Annotated in this window: 25 protein-coding genes and 2 tRNA genes; 7 read left to right on the plus strand and 20 right to left on the minus strand. The window is 60.4% G+C overall.

From position 1 onward, the window contains the following. Positions 1-3 precede the first annotated feature (3 nt). Positions 4-1,329, plus strand: a complete 1,326-nt coding sequence (locus PR018_RS12665; protein WP_111218918.1) for a UDP-glucose dehydrogenase family protein — start codon at positions 4-6, stop codon at positions 1,327-1,329. A gap of 101 nt (positions 1,330-1,430) precedes the next feature. Here the strand turns inward: PR018_RS12665 and PR018_RS12670 are convergent, their stop codons facing one another. Continuing rightward, positions 1,431-1,643 (minus strand): KTSC domain-containing protein, encoded by a 213-nt coding sequence (locus PR018_RS12670; protein WP_111218920.1) that lies wholly within the window; start codon positions 1,641-1,643, stop codon positions 1,431-1,433. 475 nt (positions 1,644-2,118) lie between these two features. Here PR018_RS12670 and PR018_RS12675 point away from each other — a divergent pair, with 475 nt between their 5' ends. Beyond that, positions 2,119-3,567 (plus strand): DHA2 family efflux MFS transporter permease subunit, encoded by a 1,449-nt coding sequence (locus PR018_RS12675; RefSeq protein ID WP_142830354.1) that lies wholly within the window; start codon positions 2,119-2,121, stop codon positions 3,565-3,567. Positions 3,568-3,584: 17 nt separating this feature from the next. Here PR018_RS12675 and PR018_RS12680 read toward each other — a convergent pair whose 3' ends face one another. The 4 genes from PR018_RS12680 to PR018_RS12695 form a co-directional block, all read right to left on the minus strand. Then, positions 3,585-5,129, minus strand: a complete 1,545-nt coding sequence (locus PR018_RS12680) for a SpoVR family protein (protein WP_142830352.1) — start codon at positions 5,127-5,129, stop codon at positions 3,585-3,587. Between the two features lie 2 nt (positions 5,130-5,131). Continuing rightward, positions 5,132-6,403, minus strand: coding sequence for a YeaH/YhbH family protein (locus tag PR018_RS12685; RefSeq protein WP_142830350.1), 1,272 nt, complete (start codon positions 6,401-6,403; stop codon positions 5,132-5,134). A 24-nt stretch (positions 6,404-6,427) separates the two neighbouring features. Further along, positions 6,428-8,374 carry a PrkA family serine protein kinase gene (locus PR018_RS12690; RefSeq protein ID WP_142830349.1) on the minus strand — a complete coding sequence of 649 codons (1,947 nt, stop codon included), beginning with the start codon at positions 8,372-8,374 and terminating at the stop codon, positions 6,428-6,430. A 373-nt stretch (positions 8,375-8,747) separates the two neighbouring features. Then, positions 8,748-10,187, minus strand: coding sequence for an NAD-dependent succinate-semialdehyde dehydrogenase (locus PR018_RS12695; protein ID WP_142830347.1), 1,440 nt, complete (start codon positions 10,185-10,187; stop codon positions 8,748-8,750). An 11-nt stretch (positions 10,188-10,198) separates the two neighbouring features. On the opposite strand from PR018_RS12695, the gene PR018_RS12700 reads away from it, so the two are divergent. After that, entirely contained in the window at positions 10,199-10,411 is a 213-nt protein-coding gene (locus PR018_RS12700; protein ID WP_142830345.1) for a hypothetical protein, read from the plus strand. Between the two features lie 38 nt (positions 10,412-10,449). Then, the gene (locus PR018_RS12705; RefSeq protein ID WP_142830343.1) at positions 10,450-10,860 is read left to right on the plus strand and encodes a BA14K family protein; all 411 of its coding nucleotides are present in this window, start codon (positions 10,450-10,452) and stop codon (positions 10,858-10,860) included. A 91-nt stretch (positions 10,861-10,951) separates the two neighbouring features. Here PR018_RS12705 and PR018_RS12710 read toward each other — a convergent pair whose 3' ends face one another. The 11 genes from PR018_RS12710 to PR018_RS12760 form a co-directional block, all read right to left on the minus strand. After that, complete coding sequence (locus PR018_RS12710) at positions 10,952-11,206, minus strand: hypothetical protein (protein ID WP_142830341.1); 255 nt, start codon at positions 11,204-11,206, stop codon at positions 10,952-10,954. A gap of 100 nt (positions 11,207-11,306) precedes the next feature. After that, positions 11,307-11,382: transfer RNA gene (locus PR018_RS12715), tRNA-Phe, on the minus strand. A gap of 193 nt (positions 11,383-11,575) precedes the next feature. Next, on the minus strand, positions 11,576-11,788 hold the full coding sequence (gene yacG, locus PR018_RS12720) for a DNA gyrase inhibitor YacG (RefSeq protein WP_111218937.1): 213 nt from the start codon (positions 11,786-11,788) through the stop codon (positions 11,576-11,578). A 3-nt stretch (positions 11,789-11,791) separates the two neighbouring features. Then, a complete protein-coding gene (locus PR018_RS12725) occupies positions 11,792-12,412 on the minus strand; it encodes a Maf-like protein (protein WP_111218939.1) in 621 nt (206 codons plus the stop codon). A 53-nt stretch (positions 12,413-12,465) separates the two neighbouring features. Further along, positions 12,466-12,684 (minus strand): translation initiation factor IF-1, encoded by a 219-nt coding sequence (gene infA, locus PR018_RS12730; RefSeq protein ID WP_004117876.1) that lies wholly within the window; start codon positions 12,682-12,684, stop codon positions 12,466-12,468. Between the two features lie 118 nt (positions 12,685-12,802). After that, the gene (locus tag PR018_RS12735; protein WP_142830339.1) at positions 12,803-13,282 is read right to left on the minus strand and encodes an arsenate-mycothiol transferase ArsC; all 480 of its coding nucleotides are present in this window, start codon (positions 13,280-13,282) and stop codon (positions 12,803-12,805) included. 6 nt (positions 13,283-13,288) lie between these two features. Next, on the minus strand, positions 13,289-13,762 hold the full coding sequence (locus tag PR018_RS12740) for a UPF0262 family protein (protein WP_142830337.1): 474 nt from the start codon (positions 13,760-13,762) through the stop codon (positions 13,289-13,291). A gap of 3 nt (positions 13,763-13,765) precedes the next feature. Continuing rightward, positions 13,766-15,064 carry a histidinol dehydrogenase gene (gene hisD, locus PR018_RS12745; protein WP_142830335.1) on the minus strand — a complete coding sequence of 433 codons (1,299 nt, stop codon included), beginning with the start codon at positions 15,062-15,064 and terminating at the stop codon, positions 13,766-13,768. Positions 15,065-15,121: 57 nt separating this feature from the next. Further along, entirely contained in the window at positions 15,122-15,565 is a 444-nt protein-coding gene (locus PR018_RS12750; protein WP_111218945.1) for a DUF2948 family protein, read from the minus strand. 115 nt (positions 15,566-15,680) lie between these two features. Beyond that, a complete protein-coding gene (gene murA / locus PR018_RS12755; protein WP_111218947.1) occupies positions 15,681-16,973 on the minus strand; it encodes a UDP-N-acetylglucosamine 1-carboxyvinyltransferase in 1,293 nt (430 codons plus the stop codon). A gap of 115 nt (positions 16,974-17,088) precedes the next feature. Beyond that, complete coding sequence (locus PR018_RS12760; RefSeq protein WP_142830333.1) at positions 17,089-17,319, minus strand: hypothetical protein; 231 nt, start codon at positions 17,317-17,319, stop codon at positions 17,089-17,091. 154 nt (positions 17,320-17,473) lie between these two features. Here PR018_RS12760 and PR018_RS12765 point away from each other — a divergent pair. Further along, a tRNA-Thr gene (locus tag PR018_RS12765) sits at positions 17,474-17,548 on the plus strand. Positions 17,549-17,619: 71 nt separating this feature from the next. Here PR018_RS12765 and PR018_RS12770 read toward each other — a convergent pair. After that, a complete protein-coding gene (locus PR018_RS12770; RefSeq protein WP_142830331.1) occupies positions 17,620-18,432 on the minus strand; it encodes a glycosyltransferase family 25 protein in 813 nt (270 codons plus the stop codon). Between the two features lie 345 nt (positions 18,433-18,777). Here PR018_RS12770 and PR018_RS12775 point away from each other — a divergent pair, with 345 nt between their 5' ends. Beyond that, positions 18,778-19,824: an NAD(P)-dependent alcohol dehydrogenase gene (locus PR018_RS12775; protein WP_142830329.1), complete on the plus strand. Its 1,047-nt coding sequence runs from the start codon at positions 18,778-18,780 to the stop codon at positions 19,822-19,824. A gap of 63 nt (positions 19,825-19,887) precedes the next feature. Here PR018_RS12775 and PR018_RS12780 read toward each other — a convergent pair whose 3' ends face one another. Beyond that, a complete protein-coding gene (locus PR018_RS12780) occupies positions 19,888-21,090 on the minus strand; it encodes a multidrug effflux MFS transporter (protein ID WP_142830327.1) in 1,203 nt (400 codons plus the stop codon). Positions 21,091-21,241: 151 nt separating this feature from the next. Here PR018_RS12780 and PR018_RS12785 point away from each other — a divergent pair, with 151 nt between their 5' ends. Next, positions 21,242-21,901, plus strand: a complete 660-nt coding sequence (locus PR018_RS12785) for a TetR/AcrR family transcriptional regulator (RefSeq protein ID WP_142830326.1) — start codon at positions 21,242-21,244, stop codon at positions 21,899-21,901. An 87-nt stretch (positions 21,902-21,988) separates the two neighbouring features. Here PR018_RS12785 and PR018_RS12790 read toward each other — a convergent pair whose 3' ends face one another. After that, the gene (locus PR018_RS12790) at positions 21,989-22,210 is read right to left on the minus strand and encodes a helix-turn-helix domain-containing protein (RefSeq protein WP_142830324.1); all 222 of its coding nucleotides are present in this window, start codon (positions 22,208-22,210) and stop codon (positions 21,989-21,991) included. A 225-nt stretch (positions 22,211-22,435) separates the two neighbouring features. Continuing rightward, a complete protein-coding gene (locus PR018_RS12795) occupies positions 22,436-25,576 on the minus strand; it encodes an efflux RND transporter permease subunit (protein WP_142830322.1) in 3,141 nt (1,046 codons plus the stop codon). Positions 25,577-25,593: the final 17 nt, after the last annotated feature.

The raw sequence follows: 25,593 nt of genomic DNA on the forward strand, positions 1-25,593 counted from the left end.
TCGATGCGTATCACGATGATCGGGTCTGGTTATGTGGGTTTGGTGTCAGGCGTCTGCTTTGCGGATTTCGGCCATGACATCATCTGCGTCGACAAGGACGAGAAGAAGATTGCAGCCTTGCGGGCCGGCGAGATCCCGATCTTCGAGCCGGGGCTCGAAAGTCTCGTGGCGGAAAATGTCCGCTCCGGCCGCCTGTCGTTTTCGACGGAAGTGGCAGAAAGCGTCGCCGCCAGCGATGTCGTCTTCATCGCCGTCGGCACCCCGTCGCGCCGTGGCGATGGCCATGCCGACCTGTCCTATGTCTATGCTGCTGCCCGCGAGATCGCCACCCACGTCAAGGGCTTCACCGTCATCGTCACCAAGTCGACTGTCCCTGTCGGCACCGGCGATGAAGTCGAGCGGATCATGCGCGACACCAACCCGGACGCTGACATCGCCGTCGTGTCCAACCCCGAATTCCTGCGCGAAGGCGCCGCCATCGAGGACTTCAAGCGTCCGGACCGCATCGTCATCGGCCTCGACGACGATCGTGCCCGCGCCGTGATGACCGAAGTCTACCGGCCGCTCTACCTCAACCAGGCGCCGCTGCTGTTTACCTCGCGCCGCACGTCCGAACTGATCAAGTACGCCGCCAACGCTTTCCTCGCCATGAAGATCACCTTCATCAACGAGATGGCCGATCTCTGCGAAAAAGTCGGCGCCAATGTCCAGGAAGTCTCCCGCGGCATCGGTCTCGATGGCCGCATCGGCGCCAAATTCCTGCATGCAGGCCCAGGCTATGGCGGCTCCTGCTTTCCGAAGGACACGCTGGCTCTGGCAAAGACCGCACAGGACCATGACAGCCCGGTGCGGCTGATCGAAACGACCATCTCGATCAACGACAACCGCAAGCGGGCCATGGGTCGCAAGGTGATCGCGGCTGTTGGTGGCGACGTTCGCGGCAAGAGCGTCGCAGTTCTCGGCCTGACCTTCAAGCCCAACACCGACGACATGCGCGACAGCCCTGCGATCTCGATCATCCAGACCTTGCAGGATGCCGGCGCCAAGGTGGTCGGTTACGATCCGGAGGGCATGGACAACGCACGCGGTCTGATCGAGGGCATGACGTTCGCAGCCGATGCGTACACCGCCGCCGAGGGCGCAGACGCTCTCGTCATCGTCACCGAATGGAACCAGTTCCGCGCGCTCGATTTTGCCCGCCTGAAGCGGGTCATGGCCGCACCTGTGCTCGTCGACCTCAGAAATATCTACCGCCGCGACGAGATCACAAAGCACGGCTTCGAATATTCGAGCATCGGACGGCCGAACCAGACCAACGATCAGCACTGAACGTTGTCAGCAATCAAAAAAAGGGGCATAGCTTGGCGCTATGCCCCCTATTTTATGCGTTACCCAAGCAGCATTGGAAACAACGCCAGCAGGTCTACTGCTTATCTCACACTCACATAAGGTTTGGATTCGCGTATGTGGTGGCGATAGTAGGAGCCCGGAGAATCGGCCGAGATCAGATTGCGGTAAATCTGTTCCGGCACGTTGCTGTAGGGCTCAACTTTGCCATTGTGAAACTCGATTTCCATGCGCGACGATTTCAGATCGTACGCAACAGCCGTAATGAGGCGCGATTTTATTTGAATGCGTTCCATTCCAAAATTCCCTTAGTTGCAAGAAATCAAAAACCAGAGCATGGGCACTGCTTCTACATCCCGGTCAGACGAACTTAGTATCTTTTACCGCTTATATTAAGTATTTAATAATAATAGCAATTCACAAATAATCAACGATGTTTACAGTTGCACTTCGCGGATAACGATTAACAACCTTGAGATGCGAAATGTCTCCGACTATCGAGATGAGTGCTCAGGCTACAGGAAGCAGATCCTGCAATCAGCCTCTCCAACTCGCTTATGAAGAGCCCGACAGACCGTATTTCTCGCTATGCTGGGGCAATTTTACGGCAAACGAAGTGCTCGCCAAGAGTTGATCGGTCGCGCCCCTGCGTTGCAGCGTTTTTCTTGCGCCGCGTGCGCGCAGTGGTGATATTCACCCTTCCTCCTTGTGCATCATCGCCGACGCCGAAAATGCGGAGCCAAGCCGCGACGGAAAGCCTGAATCAACAGCATGACACAGACTGAAAACGCCCCCTCGGACCCAGGGTTCGCCACCGAGCGCGATCTGCGACTGCGCTTCATCATCCCGGCCGTCGTTGCCGTCGCCTTCCTGATGGAACAGCTGGATTCGACGATCATCGTCACAGCTATTCCCGCCATGTCCCACAGTCTTGCCGTGACGCCACTCGCCATGAACCTCGCGGTCACGGCCTATATCCTGACGCTTGCGATGTTCATTCCGGTCAGCGGCTGGTTTGCCGATCGATTCGGTGCACGCCGCATCTTTGCGCTGTCGCTGCTGATCTTCACTATCGGCTCGGTGCTCTGCGGGCTGGCAGTCAATTTCCCGATGCTGATCGCGACGCGCGCCCTGCAGGGCTTCGGCGGGGCGATGATGACGCCGGTCGGCCGGCTCATCCTCATTCGCAGCTTTCCGCGCAGCCAGCTCGTGACTGCCATGACCTACATGACCTTGCCAGCTATCCTCGGGCCTTTGGTTGGCCCCATCCTCGGCGGCGTCCTGACGACCTATCTCTCCTGGCGATGGATATTCTACGTCAACGTGCCCTTCGGTATCATCGGCATCGTCATGGCGCTGCGCTACGTCGAGGATACCCACGCCGACACCTCCAAACGGTTCGACGTTCCGGGCTTTCTGATGGTCGGCTCCGGACTGGTGCTGCTGCAATACGGCATCGAGAATATCGGTCGGCCGGCCATTCCCGTCCCGGCCATCATTGCCGTCCTTGTCGCCGCCTTGCTGCTGCTCGTCTTTTTCGTCCGATATGCGCGCGCCGTGGCTGCGCCGGCTGTCGACCTGACGCTGTTTCGCCTGCGCTCTTTTCGCGTCGGTACGCTTGCCGGAGGCATCTGTCGTGTCGGATTGAACGGCGTGCCCTTTCTGCTGCCGCTGATGCTGCAGATCGGCTTTGGCGTCAGCCCCATCGTCTCGGGCTCGCTGACCTTCGCCAGCGCCTTCAGCGCACTCGTGGTCCGGCCGATCTCGCAACGGCTGCTGCGGGCATTCGGCTTCGATCGGGTGCTGACCTGGAGCGCCGTCGCAGGCTCGCTGACAGTCGCAGGCTTTTCACTGATGACGCTTCAGACACCCTATTGGCTGATTATCGTCTGGGTGTTTGTCTTCGGCCTGACACGGGCCGCACAGTTCATGACGTCGAACACGCTCTCCTACTCGGACACGCCAGCAGCGCAGCTCAGCAGCGCCACAAGCCTCGGGGGCGTGCTGCAGCAGCTGAGCGTCAGCTTCGGCGTATCGATCGCCGCCATGCTGCTCGGTCTCGTCACAGCGGGCAGTGGCGCCCTGACGCTCGGCAGCTTTCATATCGTCTTTCTGGTCATGGCTATCATTCCGCTGCTTGGCCTGCCCGGCTTCCTGCAGCTGAAACCAGAAGACGGCCAGCAGGTCAGCGGCCATGTGCGAAGAATAGCCCCGGACTAAGCGGAGTTACACGGTATTCAGGCTGCCACGGCAACCTTGCGGGGACTGACCAGGTGATCCTTTAGCACGATACCCGCCCTGTCGATCTCCTGCAGCACGACATCGTAGCTCCAGAGATCCGCCAGATGCTGCAGCACCTTCCGGGTGTCGCCCTCCTCCAGCAGACTGCCGTTCATCACCGTGTGCCGCAGGATCAGCCGACGGTCGCCGGGCAGGTCGACATCGACGACCTCGATATGTGGATCGATCCAGCCGATGTCGTATTGCCGAGAGAGTTCTCGCCGGACGCGCCGATAGCCGCGCTCGTCGTGGATTGCCGCCACCCGCATCCCTTCCTCCTCAGCCGGATCGTCGGTCAGGTGGAACAGCCGCAGCTTGCGCATAAGGTTGGGGCTGAGAAACTGGGCAATGAAGCTCTCGTCGCGATAGTTGGCCCAGAGATCGCGGAGCACCGCCATGGCATCTCCGGTTCCGGCAATCTCCGGGAACCATTCGCGATCCTCCTGCTCCGGCTTGGTGACGATACGTTCGATGTCCTGCATCATCGCAAAGCCGATGGCATAGGGATTGAGGCCGGAATAACGCTGGTCATCGAACTGCGGCTGGAACACCACATTGGTGTGGGATTTCAGAAACTCGAGAAAATCACCGTCGCCGATACCGCCGCGCTCGTGCAGACGTGTCATGATCTCATAGTGCACATAGGTCGCCGTGCCCTCGTTCATCACCTTCGTCTGACCCTGCGGGTAGAAATACTGGGCCACGTGGCGGACGATTCGGAGGATTTCCCGTTGCCACGGCTGCAGGCGGGGCGCTGTCTTTTCGAGGAAATAGAGGATATTTTCCTGCGGCAGCCCGGTGATTGCCTGCCGGCGCTCGAGGCTGAGATCCGGTGCGCTCTTGCCGGCCTTGGTCGGCACGGTTCGCCAGAGATCGTTGAAGATGCTTTCGTCATGCGCTCGCCGCTCCTGCAGCCGGACCTCCTCCATCCGCAGATCGAGCTTCTTCTTGCCGGCATAGCGGTGCACGCCGTGCGACATCAGTGCATGGGCGGAATCGAGCGTCCGCTCCACGGCCGCATGCCCGTAGCGTTCCTCGCAATTGGCAATATAGCCCTTGGCGAAATTCAGGTAATCGAGGATGCCATCGGCGTCTGTCCACAGCTTGAAAAGGTAGTTGTTCTTGAAGAAATGGTTGTGGCCGAAGGCGGCATGCGCAATCACCAGCGCCTGCATCGTCGCGGTGTTCTCCTCCATCAGGTATGAGATGCAAGGGGAGCTGTTGATGACGATCTCGTAGGCTAGCCCACGCAGGCCCTTGCGATAAAATGCCTCGTGATGGGCGAAATGCTTGCCAAACGACCAGTGCTTGTAGAAGAGCGGCATGCCGATCGAGGAATAGACATCGAGCATCTGCTCGGCAGTGATGATCTCGATCTGGTTAGGATAGACATCCAGCCCAAGCTCGTTGACGGCGATGTCCTGGCAGGCATCGTGGATGCGCTGCAACGCGGCGAAATCCCAGTCGGCACCGTCGTAGAGACGCTTCATTGCCTTTGCCATTATCAGCCAGCCCTTGTCTCCGCAGCGCGGCGTTGAAAGAGATCATGGAATACCGGGTAGATCTGGCTGCGGTCGCTGACCTTGCGCATCGACAGCACCGGCCAGCCGGCCGAAATCCGCTCATAGAGCTGCCAGACCGCCGAGCCGGACGAAATCGCCCCGCTGCGCCCTTCGCCGACTTCGAGATAGGCGAAATATTGCGTCGCCGGCAGAATCCAGTCCTGCATGAGAGCTGCTGTCGTGGTGCTGTCGGAATAGGCGTTGTCCCCATCGGATGCCTGCGCCGCATAGATGTTCCAGTCGGACGGTGGAAAACGCTCGGTCATGATCCGTCGCATCGCATCCAGCGCGCTCGATACCTGCGTACCGCCCGTGGCGGGGCTGCGGAAGAATGTTTCCTCGTCGACCTCCTCGGCCGTGTCGGTATGGCGGATGAAGACGATCTCGACGCGCTTGTACTGCCTCGTCAGGAAGATATAGAGCAGCATGTAGAAGCGCTTGGCGAGATCCTTCATGTGCTCGGACATCGAGCCGGAGACGTCCATCAGGCAGAACATCACCGCCTGGGCGACCGGCCTCGGCTCGTTTTCGAAACGCCGATAGCGAATGTCGATCGGATCGATATACGGAATGCGCCGCACCCGTGATTCCAGCGCCGACACTTCAGCCTCCAGTGCCAGCCGCCGATCCTCGTCTACGCAATCGGCGATCTCGGCATGCAGCATGGCCACCGTCTCCGCCTTCGGCCGGTTAAGCGCAACGCGGCGCATCATGGCCCGCTTCATGGTCCGGTTGATGGCGAGATTGGAGGGAGAGCCGTTTACGGAATAGCCTGCCCGCACCGGGTTCGGCTGTTCGGATGTGGCGAGCTTTTTCTTGGCCAGATCCGGAAGCTCGAGGTCGTCGAGGAAGATGTCGAGGAATTCGTCGCGGGTCAGGACGAAGCGGAAGGCATCCTCGCCGTTGCCATCGCCACCGTCGCGCGGCTTGCCTTTTCCGCCCGGCGGGCGGGAGAGAATATCGCCTTCGATGAAGGTCTTGTTGCCCGGCAGGACGTGTTCGTGGATGCCGGCCGGGCCTTTCCGGAAGTGCGGCTCCTCAGTGCCCCCAAGGGGAATACTGATCTCGCCGCCTTTGAGAACGTCTTGAATACCGCGGCTTTGCGAGGTCTCGTAGACCGCTTTCTGCACCAGCGCCTTTGCTCGTCGCAGGAAGCGCTGGCGATTTTCGAGACTCTTGCCGCCTGGATTCAGGCGCCGGTCAACAATGTGCATTCCTACTCCTCTGTTGGGACTAGTCTAGCCTGCCTGTTTGACGCGCATGTACCACTCTACCAACCGGCGAACCTGGCGCTCCGTATAGCCGCGCGAAGTCATGCGCTCGACGAATTGCCCATGCTTCTTCTCCGTGTCGCCGTCCTTCTTCGAGCCGAAGGAAATCACCGGCAGCAGGTCTTCCACCTGGCTGAACATCCGCTTTTCGATGACTTCGCGGATTTTCTCGTAACTCGTCCAGGATGGATTCTTGCCGCCATTGCTCGCCCGCGACCGCAGGCAGAATTTTACCACCTCGTTGCGGAAATCTTTCGGGTTGGCGATCCCGGCAGGCTTTTCGATCTTGGTCAGTTCCTGGTTGAGCAGATCCCTGTCCAGCATCTGGCCGGTATCCGGATCCTTGAAATCGACATCCTCGATCCAGGCATCGGCATAGTCCACATAGCGGTCGAAAAGGTTCTGGCCGTAGTCGCCATAGGATTCGAGATAGGCCTTTTGGATCTCGTGTCCGATGAATTCCGCGTAGCGCGGCGCCAGCTCCCCTTTGATATACTCCATATACTGCTTCTCGACCTCGGCCGGCAGTTGCTCCCGCCGGATCGACTGTTCGATGACATACATCAGATGCACCGGGTCGGCCGCGATCTCTGTCGTATCGTGGTTGAACGTCGCCGCCAGAACCTTGAAGGCAAAGCGCGTCGAGACGCCGTCCATGCCCTCGTCGACGCCGGCTGTGTCCCGATATTCCTGCACGCTGCGGGCCCGGGGGTCCGTTTCCTTGACGCTCTCGCCATCGTAGACGCGAAGCTTGGAAAACGGCGTCGAGTTTTCATGCCGCGTCAGCCGCGACAGAACCGTGAAGCGCGCCAGGGTTTCCAGCGTCGACGGCGCGCAAGGCGCCTGGCTAAGCTCGGACTCCTCGATCAGCTTCTCGTAGATCTTCTGCTCTTCCGTGACCCGCAGGCAATAGGGCACCTTAACGACGCAGATACGATCGATGAAGGCCTCGTTGTTCTTGTTGGCCTTGAAGGTCTGCCACTCCGCCTCGTTGGAGTGGGCCAGAATGACGCCTGAGAACGGGATGGCGCCGATATTCTCGGTGCCAATGTAATTGCCCTCCTGCGTCGCCGTCAGCAGCGGATGCAGCATCTTGATCGGCGCCTTGAACATTTCAACAAATTCAAGCACGCCCTGGTTGGCGCGGTTGAGGCCGCCGGAATAGCTGTAGGCGTCGGCATCGCTCTGGGCGAGGCTCTCGAGCTTGCGGATATCGACCTTGCCGACGAGCGAGGAGATATCCTGGTTGTTCTCGTCGCCAGGCTCGGTCTTGGCGATGGCGATCTGGCGCAGCCGCGACGGCTGCATCTTCACCACCTTGAAGCGCGAGATATCGCCGCCGAATTCTTCCAGCCGCTTCAGGCACCAGGGGCTCATCAGCCCTGTCAGCCTTCGCTTCGGAATACCGTAGCGTTCCTGCAGCATGTCGCCCATCGCAGCCGGATCGAACAGGCTGAGCGGGCTTTCGAAAACCGGGCTGAGTTCGTTGCCGGCCTTCAGCACGTAAATGGGATGGACCTCCATCAGCGCCTTCAGCCGTTCGGCCAGCGACGACTTGCCGCCACCGACAGGGCCGAGCAGGTAGAGGATCTGCTTGCGCTCTTCCAACCCTTGCGCCGCATGGCGGAAGAAGGCGACGATTCGCTCGATCGTCTCTTCCATCCCGTAGAAGCCCTCGAAGGCGGGATAGGTCCGGATGGTGCGGTTCAGGAAGATACGCCCAAGGCGGGAGTCCCTCGACGTGTCTACAAACTGTGGTTCACCCATCGCGGCAAGTAGTCGCTCTGCCGCATTGGCATACATCAGTGGTTCGCCCTTGCAGGCTTCCAGGTATTCAGAGAAAGACATCTCGACTTCGCGCCGCGCTTCAAAGGAACGGGCGAAGGTGTTGAATAGTACATCCGTGTTGTACATGGCGCCTCATCGAGGTTGCTATTGCAAATACGCCTGGTCAGCTGGATAACAATCCGCTGTATTCATATTTCGGTGACGTTTCTATGAAAGTGAAATGCGACCGTGAATCAAATGCTACGCTTGATTCGGCAATGCAGCAATATCCGAGGCAATCCCAAGTCACCGATTTAATGATAAAGATGCTCAGGGTTGCGTAATAATGAATGCGAATATACCTGAAGTGGCGGATGTGAGTGTATGGTACTCAAGCGATATGCGCCATAAAACCGGTACCAAGCCATTGATTTCATAACAATCAATGCGAGTGGCACCGATAGCGGACGGCAAAATTGCCACATGCCGTCCGATTTTTTTCCACAGAGCCCGTTTGTTATCAGGCGTTCATCTGGGAGATGAGGCGCGTTTCCAGATAGGAATCCACCGCCTCTGAGCCGCCTTCCGTGCCATAGCCGGAATCCTTCATGCCGCCGAACGGCACTTCCGGAATGGAAAGGCCGTTGTGGTTGATGGTCAGCATGCCTGCTTCCATCCGCTGTCCCAGCGCATGCACCGTGCCGACTGACGTTGTGAAAGCATACGAGGCAAGCCCGAACGGCAGGCGGTTTGCCTCGGTGATCGCATCGTCGACAGTCGCGAAACGATTGATGATGGCGACGGGACCGAAGGGCTCCTCGTTCATGATGCGCGCATGGATGGGCACGTCGGTGATGACGGTCGGCTCGAAGAAATTGCCTTCGTTGCCGATCCTGCGGCCGCCGGTGCGCAGCGTCGCGCCCTGCGACACGGCATCGTTGATCAGCGCTTCCAGCGCCGGGATCCGCCGCTCGTTGGCAAGCGGCCCCATCTGCACGTCTGCCTCGAGCCCGTTGCCGACCTTGATCGCCTTGGCGGCGGCAACAAACCCATCAGTGAACTGGTCCATCACGCCGTTCTGCACGAGGAAACGCGTCGGCGCGACGCAGACCTGGCCGGCATTGCGGAACTTCGCCAGCGACGACACTTCGATGGCCTTGGCGATATCGGCGTCATCGAAGACGATTGCCGGCGCGTGCCCGCCGAGTTCCATCGTCGCCCGCTTCATGTGCAGGCCGGCAAGCGAGGCCAGTTGTTTGCCGATGGGGGTGGAGCCGGTAAACGAGATCTTGCGGATGACGGGGTGCGGGATGAGATATTCGGAGATCTCTGCCGGCACGCCATAGACGAGGTTGACGACTCCGGCCGGCATGCCCGCGTCGGCAAAGGCGCGGATCAACTCGGCCGGCGAGGCCGGCGTCTCCTCGGGCGCCTTGATGATGATCGAACACCCGGTCGCAACCGCTGCCGACAGCTTACGGACGATCTGATTGATGGGGAAATTCCAGGGCGTGAAGGCCGCAACCGGGCCGACCGGCTGCTTGATCGTCATCTGCAGCACGCCGGTGTGGCGCGCCGGGATGATCTGGCCATAAGTGCGGCGCGCCTCTTCGGCAAACCAGTCGATGGTATCGGCAGCCCCGAGCGTTTCCGCCAACGACTGCGCCAACGGCTTGCCCTGTTCACGCGTCATCACCCAGGCGATCATGTCCTTGCGCTCGCGCAGGAGATCGGCCGCACGACGCATGATCTTCGAGCGCTCGAAGGCAGATGTATCGCGCCAGACCTTGAAGCCCTTGTCGGCCGCCGCCAGCGCAAGATCCAGATCGGCGCGCTCCGCATGGGCGATCTGCCCGATGGTCTGGCCGGTCGCGGGGTCGCTGACAGGGATCGTCTTCTTCGAAAGCGCATCGCGCCATTCGCCATCGATGAAGAGTTTGACGTCGGGATAGGTATGCATGGGGAACCTCTTTGGATGATCAGGCCGGCTTTCAGCAGATGCCGCAGGAAGCGGCGGTGCGACAAGCCTCCAACCGACCGGCGTCGATCGATAATGCTTTTATGGGAGCGCTGTACATGGTGTCAACGACGGCACAATTCCAGCCACTGGTCCAGCCACTGGTCCTGCCACTGGCGGCACCAGCCGAGGATCACGAAAACGCGAACAACTCTGGATTTCATTAGAAGAAGCGCCATATTCGTCTCACAAAAGGAGCGAGAACATGAAAAGACTAGCAATTATCGCGGTGTCGCTGATGACGGCATTCACCGCCATCACGCCTGCCGAAGCATTCCCCGTATCCGCTGCGCCGGTAGCCACGATCCAGAATTCGGATGTCGTGAACGTGCAATACAGCGAGTACAGGCACCATGGACGCCGAAACGGCGATCGGCGCAATTACTATCGCGGCCGCGGCCATGATCGCCGCTATGACCGCGGCTACCGTCGCCACAACAACACGGGCGCCATCATTGGCGGCCTCGCAGCCGGCGCCATCATCGGCGGCATCGTTGCCGGCTCCCGCTCGAACGGCAGCTCCCATGCCCAGTCCTGCGCCAACCGCTACAGAACATACCGCGCTTCGGACAACACGTATCAGCCGAACAGCGGCCCACGGGTGCAGTGCCGGTAAGCTATCGGTTCGATTGAGTTTGTGTGATGTTAGGCCGCCCGTGACGAGAGTTGCGGGCGGTTTTTTGTGTTTAAATACAAGTAGACGCGTACTAAGCGTAGCGCAGGTGGAAATAGCGCTTCCCAATTTTTAGGACTTCACCATCTCGTACCATTAAACCAAGAACCGCATGAGACAGGAAATTTTTGCCCGTCTCTTTACCGTCGACAAGGGAGGAATGGGACTGCAAATCCAACGCATTCGCCATGTCGGTATTTGTTGCGCCCTGCGGCTTTTCTTCCAAGTGACCACGGATAGCGGCTTTCAACATATTCAAGCCCGCGATGGCATCTTCTTTTGGCGTCATGAATCAATCCTTTGAAATAGACTGAATAACACGTCCGCCAAAAACGCTCTAAACATAAATTTATCGCGGTAGAATCGTCCAAATTTATTGAGAAATTTGATGGTGCCCGGAGGCGGATTTGAACCACCGACACGCGGATTTTCAATCCGCTGCTCTACCAACTGAGCTATCCGGGCATACCTGCTTCATCCCGAAGGATTTGCCTCGCTTGGAGGCTTGGGGAGCTTGGTTTTCCCCGGAAGCGTGGGCGTTATAACATCTTGTTCGGCCATGTCCAGCATCAATCGCTACTTTTTCGACAGGAAATGCAAGACCGGTAATTGTCGAACGTCCTCAATGCCTTGCCGTTCGTTTCCGACAGGTTTGTGACTATTCCTCGTCCTCGTAGTCAGCCTTTGTCTCGTCGTCGGCAACCGGAATGGCATAGGAACCGCTCAGCCAGCGCGACAGGTCCATCTCGCGGCAGCGGTCCGAACAGAAGGGATAATGTTCGCGCATCGACGGCCGGCCGCATTCGGCGCAGGCGCGCGGCTTGCGCAGGGGCTCGACCTTGGCGCCGAGCTTAATCTCGTTTTCCGACATGGATCATCCTTCCTGCCAATGGGCGTGAACGTCGAATCCTTCGCCTGAAAGCAGCAGCATGGTCTCGTAGAGCGGCAGCCCGACGACATTCGTGTAGGAGCCGACCAGTTTCTGGACGAAACCGCCCGCCAGCCCCTGAATGGCATAGGCGCCTGCCTTGCCGCGCCACTGGCCGGAGGCCAGATAGAATTCCATGTCGTTGCCCGAAAGCCGCTTGAAGCGGACCTTCGTCTCGACGACCTTCTGGCGCATCTTGCGATCAGGCGTAATCAGGCAGATCCCGGTATAGACAGTGTGGCTGCGGCCCGAAAGCAGGTGCAGCGCCGCCGATGCTTCCTCGACGAATTCCGCCTTCGGCAAAATGCGCCGCCCGACGGCCACCACCGTGTCGGCCGATAGAAGATAGCTTCCCTGCCATGCGACGTCGCCCTTCAGCGCGGCATAGGCAGCCTCCCCCTTTTCAGCCGACAGACGACGGGCCAGCGAGCGCGGATGCTCGGCCTTTTTAGGAGTCTCGTCGATATCCATCGGCATGAGGCGCGCGGGTTCGATGCCCGCCTGGTGCAGGAGATCAACGCGGCGCGGCGAACCGGAAGCCAGTATCAACGAATGTTTCAGCGCCATAAAACCTCGACGTCAGCGGGAAGACGGGGGAGCCGGCGTCAGAACCCGCCGGACTACTTGAAGCGGTAGGTGATGCGGCCCTTGGTCAGATCGTAGGGAGTCATTTCCACCAGAACCTTGTCGCCAGCCAGAACGCGGATACGGTTCTTGCGCATGCGGCCCGCCGTGTGGGCGATGATTTCGTGTTCGTTTTCGAGCTTGACGCGGAACGTTGCGTTCGGCAGCAATTCGGTCACGACACCGGGAAATTCGAGGACTTCTTCTTTAGGCATGTAAGACGGTTCTTCCTGTCGTTTGACGCCGGGGCTGATGCCGCCGGAAAATTTGCGCGGAAACTACACAATCGACGCGGTCTTGTGAACCTCGTTGATCAGGCTTTCTGCATTTGTTTCATGCCGATTGCGCGGCAATTCCATTTCGCCGGGCCAGCCGGCTGTCGATCAGCCCGTACAGATGGTCGCGCACGCCACGATAGGCTTCGACGATCTGTTCGCGCGTTCCGGATATAACCGTTGGATCGAAGGTTGGCCAGTAGATGACCTCGACCGCCTGCGACCGCGTCAGTTCCAGCGCCGTGTGGTGGGCTTCCGGCGAGAGCGTGATGATAAGATCGAAGAAGTCGTCTTCCAGCTGCTCCAGCGTTTGCGGCTGGTGGCGACCGAGATCGAGGCCTATTTCGTCGAGCACCGCATCCACGAAGGCATTCCGCTCGCCGGCCCTAACGCCAGCCGACATGATATAGGTGCCCGATGGCAGAATGCTACGGGCGATGGCTTCCGCCATGGGCGAGCGGATCGAATTCATCCCGCACATGAACAGCAAGGCCTTGGGCGTATGGCTTGGCGTCGGAAAGCGATCCTGCGTTTCCATTGGCGCTTAACCCCGCCAGTAGAGAACGCAGACGAGCGTGAAAAGCCGTCGCGATGTGTTGAAGTCGATGTCGATCTTGCCTTTCAAGCGGTCGCTCAGCGTCTGCGACCCTTCGTTGTGGATACTGCGGCGACCCATGTCGATGGCCTCGATACGGCTCGGCGTTGCCGACCGGATCGCCTCGTAGTAGCTCTCGCAGACCAGGAAGTAGTCCTTGACGATGCGCCGGAATGGCGTCAGCGACAGGATATGCGTGGCGACCTGGGGCTCGCCTTCGGCACTGATATCCAGCACGAGCTTGGAATCCAGCAACGACAGTTTCAGGCTGTAGGGCCCACCGGCATGACCGATCGGCTGAAAGAAATTTTCCTCGACCAGGTCGAAAATGGCAACGGCGCGCTCGTGTTCGACGTCAGGGCTGGCGCGGCCGATCGTATCGTCGAGGACCACATCGGTCAGCCGGAAGTCGCCCGCCGCCATCGCCTAGCCTTCGAGGTTGAGCCGGATCGCCACCGAGCGGGCATGAGCATCGAGACCTTCGGAATTGGCAAGCGCGATGGCCGCCGGCCCGAGCGCCCGGAGCTGTTCGGCCCCGAGCTTCAGCACCGAGGTGCGCTTCATGAAGTCAAGCACCGAAAGGCCGGATGAAAAGCGCGCCGAGCGGGCGGTCGGCAGCACGTGGTTGGAGCCACCGACATAATCGCCGATAACCTCAGGCGTGTGCTTGCCGATGAAGATGGCGCCGGCATTGCGGATACCGAGCATCAGCGCATCGGGATCGTCGACCGCAAGCTCCAGATGTTCGGCAGCGATGCGGTTGGCGAGCGGGATCGCGTCTTCGAGGCTCTCGACGATGATGATGGCGCCGAAATCCCGCCAGCTCGCCGCTGCGGTCTCGACGCGACCAAGCGTCTTCAACTGCCGCTCGACGGCCTGTTCGACGGATTTGGCAAGCAGCGGATTATCGGTAATCAGGATCGACTGGGCGCCTCGGTCGTGCTCGGCCTGGGCAAGAAGGTCGGCCGCGATCCAGTCGGGATCGTTATCCTTGTCGGCAATGACCAGCACTTCGGAAGGACCGGCAATCATGTCGATGCCGACAGTCCCGAACACATGGCGCTTGGCGGCCGCCACATAGGCGTTGCCCGGCCCGGTGACTTTCGCCACCGGCGCAATCGTCTCGGTGCCATAGGCGAGCGCCGCGACTGCCTGCGCGCCGCCGACGCGGTAGATTTCCTCGACACCGGCCATGCGGGCAGCGGCCAGCACGGCGGGATTGACGACGCCCTCCTTTGCCGGCACCACCATGACGACACGCTCGACACCGGCGACCTTGGCCGGGATGGCATTCATCAGCACCGAACTCGGGTAGCTTGCCGTACCGCCGGGCACATAGATGCCGACCGCCTCGATCGCCGTCCAGCGCGAGCCGAGCACGACACCCAGTTCGTCCTCGTAGCTGTCATCGCGCGGCAACTGGCGGCGATGGTGCGACTCGATGCGCACGGCGGCAACCTTCAGCGCGCCCAGCACTTCCGATGGCACCTGCGCGATGGCAGCATCGATTTCCTCAAAAGTCACCCGCATCGGCGTCGCATCGAAATCGATACCGTCGAAGCGGACGGAATATTCCATCAACGCAACGTCGCCACGCGCCCGAACGTCGGCGATGATATCGCGGACGACAGCGTTCACATCCTCGGACACTTCCCGCTTCGTGGTCAGGAATGCCGCGAACTGCGCCTCGAAACCTTCCGCCGCCTGCTCAAGCCAGATCGCCAATGCCGATATCCTTTGCTTTCAAAAACCGCCGCAGCGGCAAGAACCAGTCTCTGCCACTCAGGCGGCGTCGTCGGGGTGCGTCGGTTTCTTGGCCGTTTCCCATGCGCCGCCGATATCGGCCAGCTGCACTTCGATGCATTCCACGTCGAGCGCCAGCGTAGCATTGCCGGCAAGCGTCAGTTCGATCGTGCCATCCGGCCCTTCGCCCTTCTGCTCGAAGCGAATGGCCAGAAGCGAAAGCACCGTCTCGCGCCTGCGGCGGTCGATGCCCAGCGTCCGCACGGCCAGCACCCGCTTGAACACGAGCGCCGCGCGATGGCGCTGATAGCCCTTGGCCTTGCCATCTGCCTTTTCCCAGTCGAAGCGGTTTGCCGTCAGGGAAAACTGCAGGCCGCGCGGCTCATAGGCCATGTCGCCGACCTTGAAGACGGCGTCCTGCATATGGGCAGAAACAACCGCCAGGTCTTCGCCATCGAGCGCCACAAGCTTCAGATCTGCCATGCCTTAGTTCCCCACATCGTCAGCCGCCACATCCGGCGGCCCGTTCCACCCCGAGATAGGGTGCCTGGGGCTTGGACGCAACGGCAGATGCGGCTCCCGGCAACGCTTTCAGGGCCTATTCGCTGAGCCGTTCGACGATGGCGCCGCAGCGCGTCAGCTTCTCTTCCAGCCGCTCGAAGCCACGGTCGAGATGGTAGACGCGCGAAACGACGGTTTCGCCTTCTGCGGCAAGCCCGGCAATCACCAGCGACACGGAGGCACGAAGGTCCGTCGCCATGACAGGCGCCCCGCGCAGCCGCTCGACACCCTCGATCTTCGCCGTCTGGCCGGACAGCGAGATCCTTGCGCCGAGACGGGCAAGCTCTTGAACGTGCATGAAGCGGTTTTCGAAAATCGTCTCCGTGATGTGCGCCGTGCCGGAAGCCCGCGTCATCAGCGCCATGAATTGCGCCTGCAGGTCGGTCGGGAAGCCCGGGAAAGGGTCCGTGACGATATCGACCGGCCGGATGCCGCCGCCATTGCGGCGCACGCGCATGCCGTTGTTGGTCGGCGTGATCTCAGCGCCGGCGCGACGCAAGGTTTCAAGCGCCGTCTCGAGCAGCGACATATCGGTATTTTCAAGCGTCACGTCGCCGCCGGCCATCGCAACCGCCATGGCATAGGTGCCGGTCTCGATACGGTCTGGCAGCACGCGGTGGCGGGCGCCAGAGAGTGATGTGACGCCATCGATGGTGATGGTCGAGGTGCCGGCGCCGGAAATCTTGGCGCCCATGGCGATAAGGCAGTTGGCGAGATCGACGACCTCAGGCTCGCGGGCGGCATTGCCGATGACCGTGGTGCCGCGCGCAAGCGTTGCCGCCATCATCATCACATGAGTAGCGCCGACGGATACCTTCGGGAATGTGTACTTGGCACCGATCAGGCCGCCCTTCGGCGCAGTGGCGTTGATGTAGCCGGCATCGATATCCATGTTGGCGCCGAGCGCCTGCAGGGATTCGATAAACAAGTCGACCGGCCGCGTGCCGATGGTGCAGCCGCCCGGCAGCGATACGCGTGCCTGGCCTTCGCGGGCGAGCAGCGGCCCGAGCACCCAGAAGCTGGCGCGCATCTTCGAGACCAGCTCGTAATGGGCAGTGGTATCGACGATCGTCCGGCAGGTGAAATGGATCGTGCGGGAATAGGCGTCGTCCTGACGCTCGCGCCGGCCGTTGACCGAGACGTCGACGCCGTGGTTGCCGAGAATGCGCAGCAGCAGTTCGACATCGGCCAGGTGAGGCACGTTTTCGAGCGTCAGCGTGTCGCTCGTCAGGAGCGACGCAATCATCAGCGGCAATGCGGCATTCTTGGCGCCGGAAATCGGAATGACGCCATTGAGCTCATTGCCGCCGACAATCCTGATACGATCCATGTGCGATTACGGGCGAACCCGCCTTTCTGAAATCTTGATGCCTTGCAGAGGAAGGTGGTGTTTAAAGGAAATCGGTCGCCGCTTCAATTCGTTTGCGGCGTGTAAGACCTAATCATTACAATTCGTCCATTTTTGCGGCAGGCAGGCCATCCGTCTCGTCAGCCTCGCCGGCGCGGCGTGCGCGCACCTGCTGCTTGCGGCGAGAAAGATTCTCCTTCAGCTTGGCAGCCGCCCTCGCCCGCCGCCGATCCGCTTCGCTGAGCAAGGGCTGCTGCGGTTTAAGCAAGGGGCCATCTGCGACCGTGGCACTCGTGCCGCCACCACTACTTTGTTCGTCTTCGTTCATGTCTGCCTTGATAGCGCAGATGACGATATTTCAAAAGCCACGCCGACGTTTTCCCGTGCTTGTTTCAAGAAGATTGGATTTTGCGGCTTGCGCTTGCCGATCAGCTATGGCAATAGCCGCCTCGCCCGATACGGCGCATCCGCTGCGCCACGATGCTGCTATAGCTCAGGGGTAGAGCACTCCCTTGGTAAGGGAGAGGCCTGGGGTTCAAATCCCCATAGCAGCACCATTTCCCCAAACGATATTGCCGCCTCATCCATCACAGATAGACACATTGCGTCGATGGCCGCGTGAAAGCGCCTAACTATCTGCCTGCGTCGGCACCGCAGCGGATTGGTACCAGCGCGTCTGCGCCCTAGACCGAGGGACGAGCACGTAGGCGAGGCGCCGGAAGAAATCGACGGTGCGGAAAAGATGGGCCGGAAGGCGCTTCCAGGCAGACAGCTTGGCCGCGCGGTAGTCCCGGCGACGGCCGATCATCGTTTCGCGTCGTGATTTGTTGAAGCCGACGAGATTGGTCTTGCTGGAAAAAACCGAAATATCCATATCCCACCCTCGCTCGATGGCGACGTCCCACGGCAAGGACATGACCGCGAGCGACTGGGCTATTTTCTCTGCACCGCGCCGCGTCACCAGATAGCAAGCCGTAGACCCCTGTGGTCCGAACAGGCAGCGGCCGATAGTGTCACCACGTTCGCTGCGGGCGTGGAAACGAAAGCCTTTCCAGCGGTGATTGACGAGCTTGATCATGTCGGCGCCGGGAACAGCACGGCTGGCGGCCAATGCCCTCGCAATGAATTCACCATCAAGCGCAATATCGTCCTCGATGATCACGGCCGCCTCGTTGCCGCTTGCGATAAACTGGCGTAGCGCCAGCAGGTGGCTTCGGTAGCAGCCGTACTCGCCCGGAAGAATACGCCTGCCATGACGGTTACCGAAGCGCTTCTGGTCGACGTCGACCCATTGCGCCTCTGGCACCAACAACCCGTCGACGCCCTCCACAAGCTCTATGGCGATGCCGAGTTCACGGCCGCGAGAGCAAACTTCCTGCAGTCTCTCCTTCGCCCGAGCGATATTGATGAGATAAACCGGAAGAGGCTGCAGGGTGGACATAAATGGCCTCGGTACGCGTAAATGAAAGTGGACAGAGCCGGATGCGCTCAGATCACGCAACCATCCGAATCGATCAGGCGGGCTTCGTGCAGGGCACAGTTAAGAACTCGGCCGCTCCATAACAAGCTGGCGGCGAGACCGCCACCCTCACACTTTGTTGTTCAAAGCCATTGAATTTTGTTATCCGGGCAAGGTCGCTGTCAGTACAGATTGCAAAACCCAAACGCCCGTTTGAACAAACCGCTTTCCCTTTCTATAGTCGCCTCGAACGGACATTCCAATGTCGTCCCTTCCGCTACCCTGGCGGCAGAAGCGACGACCCTATCGACAACGGAGGAGAAGACGATGACGAAGATGCGTGCGCTGGTTCTCGAGCGCCAGCACGAACTGGCCTTGCGCGACATAGACCTGCCTCAGGAAGTCGGCGCCGGACAGGTGAAGATCAAGATCCACACGGTCGGCGTCTGCGGCTCCGATGTCCACTACTACACCCACGGTCGGATTGGCGGCTTCATCGTCACTGCGCCGATGGTGCTGGGACACGAGGCAGCTGGCACGGTGGTCGAGATCGGCGCCGGCGTGACCCACCTGAAGATCGGCGATCGCGTCTGCATGGAACCGGGCATTCCCGATGCCAATTCCCGCGCCAGCCGGCTTGGCATGTATAATGTCGATCCCGCCGTCGTCTTCTGGGCAACCCCGCCGGTCCATGGCGTGCTGACGCCCTATGTGGTGCACCCGGCCAATTATACCTTCAAGCTGCCCGACAATGTCTCGTTTGCCGAAGGTGCCATGGTCGAGCCATTCGCCGTCGGCATGCAGGCCGCAAGCAAGGCGCGCATCGCACCCGGCGACACCGCCGTCGTGCTCGGCGCCGGCCCCATCGGGACAATGGTGGCAATTGCAGCGCTTGCCGGTGGCTGCTCGCGCGTCATCGTCGCCGATCTCGCCCAGCCGAAGCTCGATATTGCTGCGCAGTATCAGGGGATCATTCCCGTCAACATCCGCGAGACGAAGCTGCTCGACGCGTTGAACCTGTTGACCGACGGTTGGGGAGCGGATGTCGTGTTCGAATGCTCCGGCTCACCGAAGGCCTGGGAGACCATCATGGAGCTGCCACGTCCGGGTGGAGCAATCGTTGCCGTCGGCCTGCCGGTTGCACCTGTTGCCATCGACGTCTCGATCGCCACCACCAAAGAGGTGCGGATCGAGACAGTGTTCCGCTATGCGCACCAGTACGACCGTGCCATCGCCCTGATCGGCTCCGGACGCGTGGACCTGAAACCGCTGATTTCCGAGACTTTCGGCTTCGAACAATCCATTCAGGCTTTCGAGCGCGCCGCAGAAGGCCGGCCCAGCGACGTCAAGCTGCAGATTGTCATGGACCAGTAGGAGAAAGCCAAAAGCCCGCACGACATCCGTGCGGGCATTTGCAGAAAGGCGCTTAAAAGCCTGCTATTCGGCGGCCGCTTTGACGCCGCTGGCGTGTCGACCCATCGTCAGCTGTGCAAGCAAGAATGCAGTCACTGCAGCGCAGGCGATGGCTACCGTCATCGGCACGGCTGTTCCGTTGGCAAACAGGCTGGCCAGCACCATCGCAATCGCGCCGGTGGTGAACTGCAGCGTGCCCATCAGCGCCGAGGCCGTGCCGGCGATGGCACCATGCTCCTCGAGTGCGAGCACCGCCGTCGTCGGGATGACAAGGCCGAGAAATCCAAATCCGACGAACAGAAGGACGACCAGCACCGGAAGTTGCTCGAAGCCGAGGCTCATCGCTGCGACCAGAGCAACCATCGACGCAGCAAAGCCCGTGACGGCGAAGCGCATGACACGCACAAGCCCATAACGCTGGCCAAGCCGGCCCGTCAGCTGCGACACAGCAAAGAACGACACCGCGTTGACGGAGAAGGCAAAGCTGTATTCGGTCGGTGTCAGTCCATAGTGGTTGATCAGCACGAAGGGCGAGTTGGCGAGATAGACCAGGAAGCTGGAAATGCCGAAACTGCCGATGAGGGACAGCGTCATGAACGTCCGATCTCCGAGCAGATAGACATAGGCCGCCATCGCGCTGCGGAAACTGCTGCCGGCGCGGTCTTCTCTGGAGCGGGTTTCGGAAAGCTGCGTCGAGAGCAGGACCAGGCCAATGAAGGCAGCGATGGTCACAGCCCAGAAGACACCGCGCCAGCCGAAGAAGGCAATGACCGCGCTGCCGGTCAGGGGCGCCAGGATTGGCGATATGCTGAACACCAGCATCAGCAGAGACATAAGCCGCGCTGCCTCCACACCGACATGCATGTCGCGGACAACCGCCCGTGGCACCACCATGCCGGCGGCGCCGCCGATGCCCTGAAGGAAGCGGAAGGCGATCAGCATTTCGATATTGGTAGCCAGAGCGCAGCCGATGCTGGCGACGGCAAACAGACCGATGCCGATATAAAGTGGCGCCTTGCGGCCGTACATGTCAGCCAGCGGACCGTAGAGCAGTTGAAATGCAGCGAAGGGAATGAAGAAGGCAAGCAGGCTCATCTGAACCAGATTGTCCGGCGCACCGAGGTCATGGCCAATGGATGGCAGCGCCGGCAGGTACATGTCGATGGCAAAAGGCCCGATTGCTGACAAAAGGCCAAGAATCAGCGCGATGCGAAAGAAGGGTGTCATGGGGCGAATACTCTCGAAAATTGGATAGGGGCCGCTTTCGCTGGAAGCGCGGTAACAGATGCCGGATGCGGTACAGGCCGGTCACATTTTGGACACTGGTGTCAAATTAGACAGACTTGTCTAAAACGTCAATGCGACTTACTCTCCGATCATGACAAATGCGCGAACTGCACCACCGCAAACCATTTCAGACGTCCGGCGTGGGCTTTCGACCAAGCGGGTCTCCGTTCTCACGGCTGCAACAGAGGTTTTCTGCCGCGAAGGTTTTTCCGGCGCCTGCATCGATGAAATCGCCGAGCAGGCGGGTGTGTCGCGCCAGACGATCTACAACCACTACCGCGACAAGGAAGCACTCTTTGTCGCGATCGTCGAAGACATCACGGCGCGCACCGTAGAGGCGCTTTCATCGACGATCGCCACCTTTCCAGACATGCCAGCCGACATAGAGGCGGAAATGACTGCGTTGGTGTCCCTGTTGGTGCGCAACTGCCTCTGCAACCGCGATGGCCGTTTTATGCACAAGCTGCTGCAATCCGAAGGCGAGCGGTATCCGCAGCTGTTCGCGACGTGGCGCCAAAAGGGCTCGGGCTTGCCGGCCGAGGCCGTCTCTGGGCTTTTCACGCGCATCGCCAAAGCGGGTCTACTGGATATCGACGATGCAGACCTCGCGGCCCGGCAATTTCTGGCGCTCATCCATGCAGACTTGCAGACGACAACCTTGTTCGGCGGCATTCCCGAAGATGAAGATGTGGCGCGAGCAGCCCGCAACGCCGTGCGTACATTTCTCCGCGCCTACTCCGTACCGGCATAAGGCCGCAGTCCGGCTTGAGGTAGGGTAGAAAACAAGGCGCCCATATCGTCGTCACATTGACGCGGTCACATCAGGCGCCTGAAAGTATCAGGCGTCCGGCAAGTCGATCTTCAGGGCAGATGCAATTCGCTTGATTTTGAGCGGATCAGTGTCGGTGCCGGCCTCTATGGCGACGATTTCGTCAACTGTCAGTCCAACTGTCTCGGCCAGATCGTCGACGCTGTAGCCGAATGAGCCGCGCGTAATGCGAATTCGCGTTCCGACATCGGCGAGCTGGGCGGACGGTGTGTCATGGATGGGGTTGGACATGGAGTTCTCCTTCGCCGCCGGTGATCGTGCTCGACCGCTGGCGACATCGTTTACCAATGCCGACCCTCTTTATTGCCGCAATATCGAATCGGCAAGCAGAATTGCTGCAGAGCACAAAAGGATTGCCCGCCGGTTAACCGGGCCGCCGCCGTCCCCAATGTCACGCCGGTTCGCCGAATCATGAGGAAAACAACGCTTCTAGACGCTGTTAAAACCAAGCGAAGCCTACTCCGCAGCCATTGCCGGCGGCATCGGATGTTGCTGTTCGTCCACCGTCCCGGCCTCGTTCTTGCCGGCCTTTAATTTCGGCTCCTTGCCAAAGAACAGGGCGTAGGCGGCGGGCAAGACGATGATCGTCAGGACGGTTGCCACCAGGATACCGCCCATCATCGCATAGGCGAGCGGGCCCCAGAACACGCCGCGCGAAATCGGGATCAGCGCCAGTACGGCGGTGAGCGCGGTCAGCATGATCGGCCGGAAACGACGCACGGCCGAGCCGATGATCGCCTCCTGGCGCTCCATGCCCATAGCGATATCCTGGTCGATCTGGTCGATGAGGATGATCGAGTTGCGGATGATGATACCGAGCAGCGCGATGACACCGAGAATGGCAACGAACCCGAACGGCGCACCGCTGATCAGGAGCGCAGCCGCAGCCCCGATGATGCCGAGCGGTCCAGTCGCCAGCACCAGCATCGCCTTGCCGAAGTGCTGCAACTGGATCATCAGGAGCACGACGATGACGAGCAGCATGATCGGCGCCTTGGCGGCAATGGAGGCCTGGCTTTCCGCCGCATCCTCGGTACCACCCTGCACCTCGATCTGATAGCCGGGCGGCAGGCTGTCGCGGAGCGGCTTCAGGTCGGCGTAGAGTTTTGTCGTCACGTCGTTTGCCTGCACATCGTCGGGCAGCGTAGCCCGCACCGTGATCGTCGGCAGGCGGTCGCGGCGCCATTCCAGCCCCAGCGTCATGGTCGGCACGACCTTTGCCACCTGCGACAGCGGCACGAAACCGCCGGCATCGCTCGGCACGGAGATGGAATTGACCGCCGACAGCAGATGCCGATTGGCTTCCGGCTCGCGTGCCACGATCGACACGGTCTCTTCGCCTTCGCGGAAGTCGCCGAGCGAGGCCCCCGTGACGGCAGCGGCCAGTACCTGGCGAATGCGCTGCGACGTGACGCCGAGGGCCCGTGCCCGATCCTGATCGATCACCAGGCGCATTTCCGGCACCGGCTCGAGCCAGTCGTCGTGGATCGCACCCATGCGGGGATCGGCGGCGAAACGCTGCTTTACCTGGTCGGCGATACGACGAACCTCGAGGCGGTCGGGGCCAAGCACGCGCATCTGCACGGGCCATCCGGTCGGCGGACCGAGGAACAGCCGGTCGACCTTGGCGCGGATGTCCGGAAAGTCGGCGGCGAGAATGCCGCGCAGCTTGATGATCAGCCGCTCGCGGGCGGGTTCGTCGTTGGCAAGCACGAGCAATTGCGCGAAGTTCGGATTGATAAGCTGCTGGTCGAGCGGCAGGAAAAAGCGCGGAGCGCCCTCGCCGATGTAGCTGGCAACAAAGCGCTTGTCCTTGTCGTCGGCAATCCGGGCCTCCAGCGCCGCCGCCTGCTTTTCAACCTCGGCGATGCTGGTGCCCTCAGGCAGCCAGAGGTCGACAAGGATCTCAGGCCGCGACGATTGCGGAAAGAAATTCTGCGGAATGAACTGGAAGGCCCAGAGACTGGTGCCGAAGGTCAGCAGCGTCAACGCCAGCACGATGATCCGATGCCGCACGGCCCAGCCGACAGTGCCGCGCAGGCGACGGTAGAAGCGGGTATCGAAGACGTCGTGATGGCTGCCCGCATGATGCCGCTGCTTGAGGATCATGTAGCCGAGCCACGGTGTAAAATAGACGGCGACGAACCAGGATGTCACCAGCGCGATGCCGACCACATAGAACAGGGTGCGGACATACTCGCCGGCGGTAGACGCTGCAAAGCCGACCGGGATGAAGCCTGCCGTGGTGATCAGCGTTCCTGTCAGCATCGGGAATGCGGTTGATGTATAGGCAAAGCTGGCGGCGTCGAGCTTGACCATGCCCTCCTCCAGCTTGCGCTCCATCAGTTCGACAACGATCATGGCATCGTCGACCAGAAGACCGAGCGCAATGATCAGCGCACCCAGTGAGATGCGCTGCAGGTCGATGCCGAATTCGTACATGATGGCAAAGGTCGCGGCCAGCACCAGCGGAATGGCGATGGCAATCACCAGACCCGAGCGCCAGCCGATCGACACGAAGGAGACGATCAGCACGATGACGAGCGCTTCGCCCAGCGCATGCATGAATTCGCTGACCGCGTCGGTGACGACATCGGGCTGGTTGGCGATCTGGTCAACGGCGACGCCGAGCGGCAGCGACGATTCGAACCGCTGGTAAACGGCATCGACGGAATGGCCGACGTCGGTGACTTTGTAGCCCTTGGCCATGACCACGCCGACCTGCACGCTCTCATGGCCGTTATATTTGAATTTGGCCGTGTAGGGGTCCTGCAGCCCCGCATAGACGGTGGCAATGTCGCCGAGACGCGTCACCTGGTCTCCGGCCTTCAACCTCAACTCACGGATATCTTCGATCTTCCTGACATCGCCCTCGACGGAAATGCGCACCGACCTCAAGCCGGTATCGACGGAGCCGGCCGAATCGACGCTGTTCTGGCCCGTGACGGCAGCACGAAGGGTATCGAGCGTCAGTCCGCGCTCGGCCAGCGCCTTCGACGAGACGTCGATGTAGATTCTCTCGGGCTGGTCGCCGATGATCACCGCTTTTTCGACGCCCGGCACGGTTAGCAGCATGTCCCGCGCCTGGATGGCGAACTTCTTCAGCTCCGGATAGCTGTAGCCAGTGCCGCTGATCGAATGGAGCGTGATGAAGGTGTCGCCGAATTCATCGTTGAAATAGGGTCCGAGGAGGCCCGACGGCAGCTCGCTCTGGATATCGCCGACCTTCTTGCGCACCTGATAGAAAGCGTCGTTCACCTCGGCCGCGTTGGTGTCGCCCTTGACCTGGACAGTGATGATGGCGCTGCCGGCGCGGGTGTATGATTTTACCCAGTCGAGATGCGGCGTCTCCTGCAGTTTGCGCTCGATCTTGTTGACCACCTGGTCTTCCATCTCGTCAATCGACGCACCGGGCCAGATGGCCTGCACCACCATGACGCGGAAGGTAAAGTCGGGATCTTCCTTCTGGCCCATGTGGGTCAGGCCGAGGGCTCCGGCGATGATGATCAGCCCGAACAGGAAGCGGGCGATACTCGGATGGCCGATTGCCCAGCGCGAGAGATTGAATGGCTGCTTTTGTTCAGTGGGTGTGGTCATCATCTTCATCCGCTTTC

This window comes from Rhizobium rhododendri (assembly GCF_007000325.2).
Classification (GTDB): domain Bacteria; phylum Pseudomonadota; class Alphaproteobacteria; order Rhizobiales; family Rhizobiaceae; genus Rhizobium; species Rhizobium rhododendri.